Genomic DNA, 13533 nt, shown 5'->3' with positions numbered 1-13533 from the left:
AGATTCAGCTAAATGAAACTGTAAATTGCATGCTGAATCCGATACTGTGCTCTCTTCAGACAGCACAGTATCGTAAGTTCATTAACCGTTGTGCTTCATTGCAAAGCTGCTGATATGTTCTGCAATCAGTTCAGGCTGGCTTAAAACAGCCCAGTGGTTGGCATCAACATCGACTCTTGAAAAATCTTCCACCCATTTTGGCATTTCATCAATCAGTTCTGGACTGACAAAGTTATCCCGCTTTAAAACAACTGCCTGTACAGGACAGACGGCATGACGCTGACGTGGCATACTCAGACGTGGCAGAAAATTGGCACGATATAATCCAATACCATATTCACCATCTTTGGAAATGTTCTGGTTCAAAGGCAAACCTTTTGTTTTTTCCAGACGGTTCAACACTTTCCCCCAGCGTTCAGCATTGAATAAATGCCAGACGGTCGGTGCCAGAATCGGAAGCTGAAAAGCTACAATGTACCAGGATTTGAACAGCTGCTTGAAAAACTTACTCTTCTGATGTTTGAACTGATCACGCATCCAGAAGGCTGCATGGTCAAGGCAAGGGCCTGAAATCGTGGTATAGGACAGAATTCTTCCTCGGAATTTAGCTTCAGTGACCGATTCCCAAGACTGAATTGAACCCCAGTCATGTGCCGCCAGATGGAAAGACCGTCCTTCCAGTACGCTGTTCACGACACTCTCAAGATCAAGCGAAAGCTGTTCCAGCCGGTAAGCACGGATACGCTTTGGAACAGAAGATGCTCCAGCTCCACGCACGTCATAGCTGACAATATAAAAATGCTGTATTAAGTTTTCAATAACCGGTTCCCAGACTTCCTGATTATCAGGATAACCATGAACCAGGACAAGTGCAGGCTTACCCGAATCACCCCAGGTTTTTACATTCAAACGCTGTTGATCCGTTGTATTTACCCATTGAGACTGTGCTTGCATGAATTCTTTTCCCATTCTTATTGACTGTTTATTATTCATCCATGGCAGTGTGATCAATGCCATAACAATTTTTCTGCTCTAGTATGGTCTGAACAGAAATAAAAACAATTGACCATTATGAGCATTTTAAAGAAACTGGTGACAATCCCCTTTGTCTCCAAATTCATGATCAATCACTATGCCCCTTACCGTGGTGCAGGTATTGAAATTGATAAAATTGATCTGCCCAATTATCACATCCGCGTCAAAATGGCACTGACCCGTAAAAACCAGAATATTGTCGGCGTTCATTTTGGTGGAAGTCTATACTCAATGATTGATCCTTTTTATATGCTGCTCATGATGCATCACCTGGGGTCCAAATATATTGTCTGGGACAGATCTGCCACTATCCACTTCCTGTCCCCTGGACGTGGTACGGTTTATGCTGATATACAGCTCGACGCTATGGAAATCCGGCATATTAAAAATCTTGCAGAAAATTATGCACCTGTACACCGCAACTACACCGTGAATATCTTTGATGAAGCCGGACTCCGAATTGCTGAGGTTGAGAAAACACTGTATATCCGCAGAAAGAAACCGAAACCTCAATAAAAAATGCGCCCGATCAACAGGCGCATTCAGTATTGCTGAATTTACATATTCAGATTAACGGCGATTGTTTTGCTCAATTGCAGCGCCAGCGCCTCCACCCAGTGCGCCACCAATGGCAGCTCCGGTGTTACCACCAAAGATGCTTTTACCAACCACTGAACCAATACCGGCACCTACGCCACTATAAGTAGCATTACGGTTGGAGCCATTCTGAGTCTTACTGCCGACTGCTGCACCCGCACCTGCACCTGCGGCTGCACCAATACCACCACCGACATGATTCCCTGCGCCACCACCCAGTGCGCCACCCAGAGCAGCTGCACCAATACGCTGATCATTTGCTGACATATTCTGACAACCTGTAAGCATCATTAAAGGTAACAATGCACATCCTGCAACCATAAGCATTTTTTTCATGGCAGATTCTCCCAACATGTTTTCTTAGTTTCAGCATACGCCTTTTATAGAATTCAGAATGCCTGGATTATGTTATTTTTCATTTTCTTTTATACACAATTGCAGCACTTTTCTTCACAATTGCACGTCCGTCCTGTTACAGAGTCACCCGACAACAGATCCATTGAATCATGGCATGCCTTGACTCTTTAAGACCTGACTGTACTGTTGAGTGATTGGTGAAAATAATCAATCGCACCTCTGCCCTATCTGTACAGATAAACCGTCTCAATGCAGCTTTCAGCAGCAGTATTATCCATCCATACCCCACTGTTCCATTTTAATTCTTCTTATATTCATCATTGTGATCTACAAATCCAGATCATAAAAAAAGGCACCCGAAGGTGCCTTTTAATCAGTTCATCAGGACATTACAGACCTTGATTGAACTCTTCATTGAATGCCTGGCTTAATGCCTGATCAACATCAGAGAAGTCATTATGAAGTGCCATTTCAGCAGCTTCCGCTTCCTGACGACGACGTTCAAGGTGGTAAGCAAGACCCGTACCTGCTGGAATCAGACGACCCACAACAACGTTCTCTTTCAGACCACGTAAATCATCTTCTTTACCTGTCACAGCAGCTTCAGTCAACACTCGTGTTGTTTCCTGGAACGATGCAGCAGAGATGAACGAGTCAGTAGAAAGCGATGCTTTGGTAATACCCATCAGCTGACGTTCAAACTTCGCAGGGAACTTGTTCTGTGCAAGCACAGCCTGGTTTTCCTGCATCACACGGATGTAGTCAACCTGCTCACCTTTAATGAAGCTTGTATCACCGCCATCAGTGATATCAACTTTACGTAACATCTGACGTACGATCACTTCGATGTGCTTATCGTTGATTTTTACACCCTGCAGACGGTAAACGTCCTGAACTTCGTTCACGATGTAGTTCGTCAACGCCACTTCACCTTTCAGACGTAAGATGTCATGCGGGTTCTGTGGACCATCAGAAACAGTTTCACCACGGTTTACATGTTCGCCTTCAAACACGTTCATGGTACGCCATTTCGGAATCAGCTCTTCGTAGATCTCTGAACCATCATCTGGAGTAATCACTAAACGGTTCTTACCTTTAGTTTCTTTACCGAAGCTGACGATACCAGAAATTTCAGCAAGAATTGCATGCTCTTTCGGTTTACGTGCTTCAAACAGATCGGCTACACGCGGCAGACCACCGGTAATATCACGGGTACGTGATGATTCCTGTGGAACACGACCGATAACGTCACCGACACCGATTGTTTCACCGTCACGGACAGAAAGAATCGTGTTCTGTGGCAGGAAGTAGAACTGCTCGCCACCATCCGTTGTATCCAGTACAACAGCAGGACGCATGTCTTTACCTGACGCAGGACGTGAAGTCACTGGTAAGATTTCAATCGTGGTCATACCTGTTGCATCATCAGTTTTCGATGTCACAGTTACGCCATCAACAATCTGGCTGAAACGTACTTTACCGGCAACTTCTGTTACCAGTGGATGTGTATGCGGATCCCATGTTGCCACGATGCCGCCTGCTTCCACAGCTTCGCCATCTTTCAACAAAATGGATGCACCGTATGGCAATTTATAGCGTTCACGCTCACGACCGATCTCATCTGCAATACCGATTTCACCTGAACGGGAAACAGATACCAGGTGACCTTTGGCATGTTGAACAGTTTTCACGTTATGGAAACGTACTGTACCTTTGTTACGTACCTGTACGCTGTTTGCAGCAGAAGTTCGGCTTGCAGCACCACCCACGTGGAATGTACGCATGGTTAACTGTGTACCCGGTTCACCAATGGACTGTGCAGCCATAACACCGACTGACTCACCAGGGTTCACCTGATGACCACGTGCAAGGTCACGGCCATAACATTTCGCACAGACACCGAAAGTTGATTCACAGTTTACAACTGAACGTACTTTAACTTCGTCGACACCGTTGTCTTCGAGGAATGCAGCCAGTTTTTCATCAATCAATGTATTACGTGGAAGCAGAACTTCATCAGTGCCAGCACGTTTTACATCTTCAGCAACTACACGACCCAGTACTCGCGTACCCAGGTTCTCGATGACATCACCACCCTGAATGAACGGAGTCATTACAAGACCGCCCAGTGTTCCACAATCAGGCTCAGTAATTACCAGATCCTGTGCAACGTCTACCAGACGACGGGTCAGATAACCGGAGTTTGCAGTTTTCAGTGCTGTATCGGCCAGACCTTTACGCGCACCGTGTGTTGAAATGAAGTACTGAAGTACTGTCAGACCTTCACGGAAATTTGCTTTAATCGGTGTTTCAATGATCGAACCATCCGGTTTCGCCATCAGACCACGCATACCTGCAAGCTGACGGATCTGAGCTGCCGAACCACGGGCACCGGAGTCAGACATCATGTAGATCGAGTTGAATGATTTCTGTTTCTCGTCTTCACCCTGTTTATTTTTAACAGTGGTGTATGACAGGTTATCCATCATCGCTTTCGCTACCTGGTCGTTTGTACGTGCCCAAATATCGACTACTTTGTTATAACGTTCACCAGCCGTTACGAAGCCTTGCTCAAACTGCTGTTCAATTTCACGAACTTCAGTTTCTGCTTTTTCAATAATGACCTGTTTCGTTGGTGGAATCAGCATGTCTTCCATACCGACAGAAACACCTGAACGTGTTGCTTGACGGAAGCCCAGATACATCAGCTGGTCAGCGAAGATAACAGTATCTTTCAGACCCAGTTTACGGTAGCAGGAGTTGATCAGCTTAGAGATGTTCTTTTTCGTCATCTCAAGGTTGATCTGCTGGAAATCCATCCCTTCAGGAACAACTTCCCAAAGCAGACAGCGACCTGGCGTCGTATCAACAACAATCGTCTGCTGTTCACGTTCACCATTTTCATTGATCACCGTCTGGTGTACACGTGCTTTAACGCGAGCGTGTAAATCCACCTGACCAGTTGCAAGCGCACGGTTTACTTCATCAGTATCCGCAAACACCATGCCTTCACCTTTGGCATTGATCGCATCACGGGTGATGTAATACAAACCTAAGACAACGTCCTGAGAAGGAACGATGATCGGCTCACCGTTTGCAGGTGACAGGATGTTGTTGGTTGACATCATTAACGCACGAGCTTCTAACTGAGCTTCAAGTGTTAATGGTACGTGAACCGCCATCTGGTCACCATCGAAGTCGGCGTTGAACGCAGCACAGACGAGTGGGTGAAGACGGATTGCTTTACCTTCAATCAGAATAGGTTCAAATGCCTGAAGACCTAAACGGTGAAGTGTCGGCGCACGGTTCAGCATCACTGGATGCTGACGGATTACAGAGGCAAGAACGTCCCATACTTCTGGCGTTTCGCGTTCAACCATTTTCTTCGCAGCTTTAATGGTTGTTGCCTGACCAGAAGCCTGCAGTTTTGCGAAAATGAATGGCTTGAACAGTTCAAGTGCCATTTTCTTCGGAAGACCACACTGGTGAAGACGTAAAGTAGGACCTACAGTAATTACTGAACGACCTGAGTAGTCAACACGCTTACCAAGTAAGTTCTGACGGAAACGACCCTGTTTACCTTTGATCATGTCAGCCAGAGATTTAAGAGGACGTTTGTTCGAACCTGTAATTGCACGACCACGACGACCGTTATCCAGCAACGCATCTACAGATTCCTGTAACATACGTTTTTCGTTACGTACGATGATATCTGGTGCTGCAAGGTCAAGAAGACGCTTCAAACGGTTATTACGGTTGATCACACGACGGTAAAGGTCGTTCAGATCAGAAGTCGCAAAACGACCACCTTCAAGCGGAACCAACGGACGAAGATCTGGTGGAAGTACTGGAAGTACATTCATCACCATCCATTCTGGCTTGTTGTTTGACTCTTTAAACGCTTCCATCAGTTTCAGACGCTTAGACGCTTTTTTCAGCTTAGTCTCAGACGTTGTATTTGGAATTTCTTCACGTAAACGTGAAATTTCGTTTTCAAGGTCGATGTCTTTCAACAGGTCCTGAACGGCTTCTGCACCCATTTTCGCAGTGAATTCATCACCGTGTTCTTCCAAAGCGTTGAAGTATTCTTCATCGTTTAAAAGCTGGTATTTCTCAAATGGAGTCATACCTGGGTCAGTAACTACATAAGATTCGAAATACAATACACGTTCGATATCACGTAAAGTCATGTCAAGTAACAGACCGATACGGCTCGGAAGTGATTTTAAGAACCAGATATGTGCAACTGGAGAAGCCAGTTCGATGTGACCCATACGCTCACGACGAACTTTCGCAGTTGTTACTTCAACGCCACATTTTTCACAGATGACGCCTTTGTATTTCATACGCTTGTATTTACCGCACAAGCATTCGTAATCTTTTACTGGACCAAAGATTTTGGCACAGAACAGACCGTCACGTTCTGGCTTGAACGTACGGTAGTTAATGGTTTCAGGCTTTTTAACTTCACCATGAGACCATGACTTAATCATTTCTGGTGACGCAAGACCAATACGGATGCGGTCAAACTCAACTGGAGCATGACCGTCTGAATCCGTCTTTTTGCGCATGATATCGAGCAAGTCTTTCAATTTTTTTCTCCGTGTGTTGTGGAGATTTTCACTCTACAACTGGGTCACAAATATTGTTTTTTCACTGAGTTCAGGGAATCTCGAAATCCCCCTAAATCCCCCTTTTTAAAGGGGGACTTCTCCCCTCTTTCTCAAAGAGGGGCTGGGGGAGATTTCTTAGTCACCATTTTTCAGTTCAATGTTGATACCTAAAGAACGGATCTCTTTGGTCAATACGTTGAACGATTCAGGCATGCCCGGATCCATATAATGGTTACCATCTACAATGTTCTTATAGATGCGGGTACGACCTTCAACGTCATCCGACTTCACAGTCAGCATTTCCTGCAGTGTATAAGCTGCACCGTATGCTTCAAGTGCCCAGACTTCCATCTCACCGAAACGCTGACCACCGAACTGAGCTTTACCACCCAGTGGCTGTTGTGTAACAAGTGAATAAGAACCTGTAGAACGCGCATGCATCTTGTCATCAACCAGGTGGTTCAGTTTCAGCATGTACATATAACCGACAGTTACAGGACGGTCGAAACGCTCACCTGTACGTCCATCATACAATACGGTCTGACCAGTACGTGAAATGTCTGCAAGTTCAAGCAGATCTTTGATCTGACTTTCTTCAGCACCATCAAATACTGGAGTCGCTAATGGAACACCTTTACGCAGGTTACCAGACAGAACCAGGATCTCATCATCAGTCAGGCTGTCCAGGTCTTCCTGCTCACCACCAACTTTGTTATAGATCTTGTCCAGGAATTCACGTAATTCAATAACAGTACGCTGCTGCTGCAACATCTTGTCAATTTTTTCGCCCAGACCTTTTGCTGCCATACCCAGGTGAGTTTCGAGAATCTGACCCACGTTCATACGTGATGGTACACCCAGTGGATTCAACACGATATCAACAGGCACACCATGGATATCATGCGGCATATCTTCTACAGGCAGAATGTTGGATACAACACCCTTGTTCCCGTGACGACCCGCCATTTTATCACCAGGCTGAATACGACGTTTAACAGCTAAGTAAACTTTAACAACTTTCAGTACGCCCGTTGTCAGTTCATCACCTGTAGAAAGTTTGCGTTTTTTCTCAGCAAACTTCTCATCAATTTCAATGCTCTTTTCTTTCAGGAATACCTGGATCTGAGTCAGACGCTCTGCAATACCTTCATCTACAGGCTGTACTTCAAGCAGATCAACCAGCTCAAGACCTGACAACAGATCTTCAGTCAGTTTGTCACCACGACGTGTTGTACCACCACCGTTGGATTCCTGACCTTTCAACAAGCGAACAATACGTTCACGAGCAGCTTCTTCGAATATTTTATATTCTTCTTTCAGATCTTTACGGTAAGAATCAAGCTGAGATTTTTCAATTGCCTGAGCACGTTCATCTTTTTCGATGCCATCACGTGTAAACACCTGAACATCAATCACAGTACCTTTCGTACCTGATGGAACGCGTAAAGACGAGTCTTTAACATCAGCTGCTTTTTCACCGAAGATTGCACGAAGCAGTTTTTCTTCCGGTGTTAATTGCGTTTCGCCTTTAGGTGTTACCTTACCAACAAGGATGTCACCCGCAGTTACTTCAGCACCAATGTAAACAATACCTGATTCATCCAGCTTAGACAGCGCAGCTTCACCCACGTTAGGAATATCAGCAGTAATTTCTTCTGCACCTAACTTGGTATCACGTGCTACACATGACAGTTCCTGAATATGAATCGAAGTCAGACGATCTTCCTGAAGCACACGCTCAGAAAGTAAGATCGAATCTTCGTAGTTATAACCGTTCCAGGTCATGAACGCGACGCGCATGTTCTGACCAAGTGCAAGTTCACCACCGTCAGTCGATGGACCATCAGCAAGAACATCACCACGACCTACTTTATCACCCAGGCTTACAAGCACTTTCTGGTTGATACAGGTGTTCTGGTTCGAACGGGTGTATTTAATCAGGTTGTAGATATCCACACCTGCTTCACCAGCGATCATTTCGTCTTCATTAACACGGATAACCACACGGGAAGCATCAACAAACTCGATACGTCCGCCACGTTTCGCAATCACACACACACCAGAGTCGTGCGCTACGTTTGCTTCCATACCAGTACCAACCAATGGTTTGTCAGCAAGCAATGTAGGAACAGCCTGACGCTGCATGTTTGAACCCATCAATGCACGGTTGGCATCATCGTGTTCAAGGAACGGAATCAGTGACGCAGCAACAGATACAACCTGCTGAGCAGATACATCCATATGCGTTACTTTTTCAGGAGGCATACGTACGAAGTCGCCCTGGTGACGTACAGATACGAATTCTTCCTGTAAATTACCTTCTTTATCAACAATCGAATCGGCCTGTGCAATCACAGTACCCACTTCTTCAATCGCAGATAAATATTCAACATCATCCGTTACACGACCATCAACAACTTTACGGTATGGAGTTTCCAGGAAACCGAAGTTATTACATTTCGCATAAACTGAAAGTGAGTTGATCAAACCAATGTTTGGACCTTCAGGAGTCTCAATCGGACATACACGACCGTAGTGAGTCTGATGTACGTCACGTACTTCAAAGCCTGCACGTTCACGTGTCAGACCACCAGGACCGAGCGCTGATACACGACGTTTGTGTGTAATTTCAGACAATGGGTTGTTCTGATCCATGAATTGAGACAACTGGCTTGAACCAAAGAATTCTTTGATTGCAGCTGCAACAGGTTTTGCATTGATCAGATCCTGTGGAGACAGGTTATCTGTTTCAGCCTGTGATAAACGCTCTTTTACCGCACGTTCAACACGTACCAGACCTACACGGAACTGGTTTTCTGTCATTTCACCAACTGAACGTACACGACGGTTACCCAGGTGATCGATATCATCGACTTCGCCTTTACCGTTACGGATTTCAACCAGTGTTTTCAGTACGTCTGTAATGTCTGCGTTAGACAGAATACCTTCAACTTCACGTGATTTCTGATCTGTACCGACTTCGTATGGACGACCCAGACGACGGTTGAACTTCATACGACCCACTGGCGATAAGTCATAACGCTCAGTTGAGAAGAATAAGTTATTGAACAGATTTTCAGCTGCTTCTTTAGTCGGTGGCTCACCTGGACGCATCACTTTGTAGATTTCTACAAGTGCTTCTTCACGACCGGATGTTGTATCTGCACGTAAAGAGTCTGCAATGAACGGACCACGGTCAATGTCATTGGTAAACAGGATATTGAACTGCTTGATTCCGCCTTCTGCAATTTTCACCATGATTTCATGGCTAAGCACAGTATTGGCAGCAATCACATCACCATTATGTAAAGTGATATCTTCAGCAGTAATACGCTCATACAGGTATTCATCAGGTACAGAAAGCTTAGTTAAACCCGCAGCTTCCATCTGACGTACATGACGTGCATTAATACGTTTACCCTGTTCAACGATCGCTTTACCATCATTGTCAACAATATCGAACTGCGCCATTTCACCACGAAGACGTTCAGGCACCAGGTCAATCTGGTAGCTGCCCATATCCAGGTAAACAGGTACTTTCTCGTAGAACATTTCCAGGATCTGTTCGTTGCTGTAACCCAGTGCACGTAAAACAACTGTTGCAAGCAGTTTACGACGACGGTCAATACGAACATATACCAGATCTTTGGCATCAAACTCAAAGTCTAACCATGAACCACGGTAAGGAATGATACGTGCTGAATAAAGCACTTTACCGCTGGAATGCGTTTTGCCTTTGTCATGATCGAAGAACACACCAGGTGAACGGTGTAACTGAGATACGATTACACGCTCAGTACCGTTGATCACAAAAGTACCATTCTCAGTCATGAGTGGCATTTCACCCATGTACACTTCCTGCTCGCGTACGTCTTTAATCGACTTGGTTTCGCGATCTTTAATGATCAGACGAATTTTTACGCGCATTGGTGCTGCATAAGTTGAGCCACGAAGAATACATTCGCGAACGTCAAACTCAGGCTTACCAAGACTATACTCAACAAATTCTAAAGCAGCATTGCCAGAATAACTTTCTATAGGAAAAACTGAACGAAATGCAGCTTGAAGACCGATATCTTCGCGATTTTTTGGTGTTTTGCCGCCTTGTAAGAACGTTCTGTACGAGTCAACTTGAATCGCGAGCAAGTACGGAGCGTCCATGACGCTCGGCAATTTACCAAAATTCTTACGGATCCGTTTCTTTTCGGTATATGAGTATGCCATCTGGAGTCCTCGGAAAGTAAACTGAACCCGCCTGCAGAACGGGTTCAGAAGTAATGACGCAGGCCGATATGGCCACCACTTTTTACAAATGCTGCAATTTTCAGTGGTATAAAACGCTTAACAATATTTTTCAACCACAAAAAACATTGTTAAGCGTTTGATTTAACTTACATAATCAATGTCTGGTGATTTTTTATATCATACAAACAAAAATCGAGCCGATTATTGTAACGCAAAAAGGCTGATGACCCAAGAGCCATCAGCCATTTTGTGGAGCCGATTATAAAAAAATCGACTCCTTAAGCGATTACTTAAGTTTAACTTCAGCACCAGCTTCTTCAAGTTTTTTCTTAAGTTCTTCAGCTTCTTCTTTAGAAACGCCTTCTTTAACAGCTGAAGGAGCGCTTTCAACTAAATCTTTAGCTTCTTTTAAGCCAAGACCAGTAGCTTCACGAACTGCTTTAATTACAGCAACTTTGTTAGCACCGAAGCCAGCAAGTTCAACTGTGAATTCTGATTGCTCTTCAGCAGCAGCAGCAGCAGGACCTGCAGCAGCTACAGCTACAGCAGCAGCAGATACGTTGAATTTTTCTTCGAAAGCAGAGATCAGTTCAACAAGTTCAAGAACAGTTTTTTCAGCAACTGCGTTCAGGATTTCTTCGTTAGTTAAAGCCATGAGAATAACTCCAAATGGGTATAGAATGGTGGATAAAAAGTTTTGTTAAGCTTATGCAGCTTCTGACTCGTTTTTCTCTTTGAGCGCTGTAATAAGGCGACCCAGTTTCGAAATAGGAGCTTGAAGAACGTTGGCAAGCATAGTAAGCGCTTTTTCCTGGTTCGGAAGATTTGCGATAACGCTAATTTCAGCACCTTGATAAAGTTTGCCGTCAAATGCAGCAGCTTTAAGTTCAAATGCTTTGTTAGTTTTAGCGAATTCTTCGAACAGGCGTGCAGCTGCACCCATGTCGTCTTCAGAAGTCGAGAAAGCTAAAATTGTTGGACCAACAAGGTTGTCATTCAGGATAGTGAATTGAGTATCCTGAAGTGCACGTTTAGCCAAAGTATTACGTACAACACGTGTAGCAACACCAAGCTTACGAGCTTCAACACGAAGAGCAGTCAACTGCTCAACAGTTAAACCCTGATAGTCAGCAACAACGGCAGCAAACGCTTTAGAAGCAACTTCAGTTACTTCAGCAACGATCTGTTTTTTGTCTTCGATAAGAAGAGCCATTGAAAACCTCCTAAGGTGATTTATGTGTTCAAAGTGGACACACTCCCAATTCGCGAACTGCAAATACAGCTCACACGCGGAGGAGGAATAAATCACACCACCGCGTCTACTCAGACTGGATTTTTAAGAAGCGAGTCCGAAAACTCCCCTCGCCTGAGGTCTTTGACGCTGATAAATTTACATCTATCAATTCAAAGTTTGCCTGAGTCTGCAAAATACAACGAAGCGTTTCTTGCGCAGATTTTAAAGCAATGCTTTAAAATCTGCTCAGGGCTTTAAAATTCTTTCACTTTAAACAATTATTAAAAATAATTATTTAGAAACGCTTGCAACGTCAACAATCAGACCAGGACCCATAGTAGAGCTCAGAGTGATCTTTTTGATATAAACGCCTTTAGAAGTTGCTGGTTTTAATTTTTTCAAATCAGCAATCAAAGTTTCAACGTTTGAACGAACAGCTTCAGCAGTAAAACCTACCTGACCGATCGCAGCGTGGATGATACCCGCTTTGTCTACACGGTAACGAGCCTGACCAGCTTTTGCATTTTTAACAGCAGTAGCTACGTCTGGAGTTACAGTACCCACTTTAGGGTTTGGCATTAAGCCACGTGGACCAAGGATCGTACCTAATTTACCCACAACACGCATCGCGTCTGGAGCAGCAATGACTACGTCAAAATCAAGATTACCCGCCTGAATGCTCTCAGCAAGATCATCAAAACCTACAACGTCCGCGCCTTCAGCTTTAGCAGCTTCAGCAGCAGCACCCTGAGCAAACACAGCAACACGTACAGTTTTACCAGTACCTGCAGGAAGTGTAGTCGCGCCACGAACAACCTGATCAGATTTACGTGGATCAACACCAAGGTTTACAGCAATATCCAAAGATTCTTTGAATTTAGGAGCTGGAAGGCTCTCTAAAACTGCAACAGCTTCTTCAAGTGTATAAACTTTGTGTGCTTCAACAGCAGCAACAATCGCTTTTTGACGTTTAGTTAATTTAGCCATGTCTTAAAGCTCCACTTCCAAGCCCATAGAACGCGCAGAACCAGCAATGGTACGTACACGTGCGTCTAAATCAGCACCAGTTAAATCTGGTTCTTTAGTAGTCGCAATTTCTTCCAGTTGAGCACGGGTCAACTTACCAACTTTAGTTTTGTTTGGTACAGCAGAACCCTTTTGGATACCAGCAGCTTTCTTAAGAAGAATCGCAGCAGGTGGAGTTTTCATGATGAATGTGAACGACTTGTCGTTGTACACAGTGATCACGACTGGAATTGGAAGACCAGCTTCAACTTTTTGTGTAGCAGCATTGAATTCTTTACAGAATGCCATGATGTTAACACCACGTTGACCCAGTGCAGGACCAATCGGTGGAGATGGATTCGCTTTACCAGCTGGAACTTGCAGCTTGATATAGCCGTCAATCTTCTTAGCCATTTCAAATTACCTCTGGGTACAAACGCCTTTTAC

9 protein-coding genes are annotated in these 13533 nt (G+C 44.5%); 1 reads left to right on the top strand and 8 read right to left on the bottom strand.

The window, feature by feature from the left end; translation table 11 throughout:
• Positions 1 to 81 precede the first annotated feature (81 nt).
• On the bottom strand, positions 82 to 954 hold the full coding sequence (locus CDG60_RS02280) for an alpha/beta fold hydrolase (protein WP_087512720.1): 873 nt from the start codon (positions 952 to 954) through the stop codon (positions 82 to 84).
• Between the two features lie 117 nt (positions 955 to 1071).
• Between CDG60_RS02280 and CDG60_RS02275 the strand changes: the two genes are divergently transcribed.
• Positions 1072 to 1551 (top strand): PaaI family thioesterase, encoded by a 480-nt coding sequence (locus tag CDG60_RS02275; RefSeq protein WP_087512586.1) that lies wholly within the window; start codon positions 1072 to 1074, stop codon positions 1549 to 1551.
• 54 nt (positions 1552 to 1605) lie between these two features.
• Here CDG60_RS02275 and CDG60_RS02270 read toward each other — a convergent pair whose 3' ends face one another.
• The 7 genes from CDG60_RS02270 to rplK form a co-directional block, all read right to left on the bottom strand.
• Positions 1606 to 1968: a DNA transfer protein p32 gene (locus CDG60_RS02270; RefSeq protein ID WP_087512719.1), complete on the bottom strand. Its 363-nt coding sequence runs from the start codon at positions 1966 to 1968 to the stop codon at positions 1606 to 1608.
• A 410-nt stretch (positions 1969 to 2378) separates the two neighbouring features.
• Positions 2379 to 6581, bottom strand: a complete 4203-nt coding sequence (gene rpoC / locus CDG60_RS02265) for a DNA-directed RNA polymerase subunit beta' (RefSeq protein ID WP_087512585.1) — start codon at positions 6579 to 6581, stop codon at positions 2379 to 2381.
• Positions 6582 to 6737: 156 nt separating this feature from the next.
• Positions 6738 to 10826: a DNA-directed RNA polymerase subunit beta gene (rpoB, locus tag CDG60_RS02260; RefSeq protein ID WP_087512584.1), complete on the bottom strand. Its 4089-nt coding sequence runs from the start codon at positions 10824 to 10826 to the stop codon at positions 6738 to 6740.
• 307 nt (positions 10827 to 11133) lie between these two features.
• Entirely contained in the window at positions 11134 to 11502 is a 369-nt protein-coding gene (gene rplL, locus CDG60_RS02255) for a 50S ribosomal protein L7/L12 (RefSeq protein ID WP_087512583.1), read from the bottom strand.
• A gap of 51 nt (positions 11503 to 11553) precedes the next feature.
• A complete protein-coding gene (rplJ, locus tag CDG60_RS02250) occupies positions 11554 to 12060 on the bottom strand; it encodes a 50S ribosomal protein L10 (protein ID WP_087512582.1) in 507 nt (168 codons plus the stop codon).
• Positions 12061 to 12372: 312 nt separating this feature from the next.
• Positions 12373 to 13068: a 50S ribosomal protein L1 gene (gene rplA / locus CDG60_RS02245; RefSeq protein ID WP_087512581.1), complete on the bottom strand. Its 696-nt coding sequence runs from the start codon at positions 13066 to 13068 to the stop codon at positions 12373 to 12375.
• Positions 13069 to 13071: 3 nt separating this feature from the next.
• Positions 13072 to 13500: a 50S ribosomal protein L11 gene (rplK, locus tag CDG60_RS02240; RefSeq protein ID WP_004868049.1), complete on the bottom strand. Its 429-nt coding sequence runs from the start codon at positions 13498 to 13500 to the stop codon at positions 13072 to 13074.
• Positions 13501 to 13533 lie beyond the last annotated feature (33 nt).

It is taken from the genome of Acinetobacter chinensis, assembly GCF_002165375.2.
GTDB lineage: Bacteria > Pseudomonadota > Gammaproteobacteria > Pseudomonadales > Moraxellaceae > Acinetobacter > Acinetobacter chinensis.
Note: the sequence above shows the minus strand (reverse complement) of the source record. Positions and strands in the feature narration are given on the sequence as shown.

Excerpts from the sequence above, each read along its gene's own strand:
- CDG60_RS02280 (WP_087512720.1), bottom strand. The coding sequence starts at position 954 with ATGCAAGCACAGTCTCAATGGGTAAATACAACGGATCAACAGCGTTTG.
- CDG60_RS02275 (WP_087512586.1), top strand. The coding sequence starts at position 1,072 with ATGAGCATTTTAAAGAAACTGGTGACAATCCCCTTTGTCTCCAAATTC.
- CDG60_RS02270 (WP_087512719.1), bottom strand. The coding sequence starts at position 1,968 with ATGAAAAAAATGCTTATGGTTGCAGGATGTGCATTGTTACCTTTAATG.
- rpoB (WP_087512584.1), bottom strand. The coding sequence starts at position 10,826 with ATGGCATACTCATATACCGAAAAGAAACGGATCCGTAAGAATTTTGGT.
- rplL (WP_087512583.1), bottom strand. The coding sequence starts at position 11,502 with ATGGCTTTAACTAACGAAGAAATCCTGAACGCAGTTGCTGAAAAAACT.
- rplJ (WP_087512582.1), bottom strand. The coding sequence starts at position 12,060 with ATGGCTCTTCTTATCGAAGACAAAAAACAGATCGTTGCTGAAGTAACT.
- rplA (WP_087512581.1), bottom strand. The coding sequence starts at position 13,068 with ATGGCTAAATTAACTAAACGTCAAAAAGCGATTGTTGCTGCTGTTGAA.
- rplK (WP_004868049.1), bottom strand. The coding sequence starts at position 13,500 with ATGGCTAAGAAGATTGACGGCTATATCAAGCTGCAAGTTCCAGCTGGT.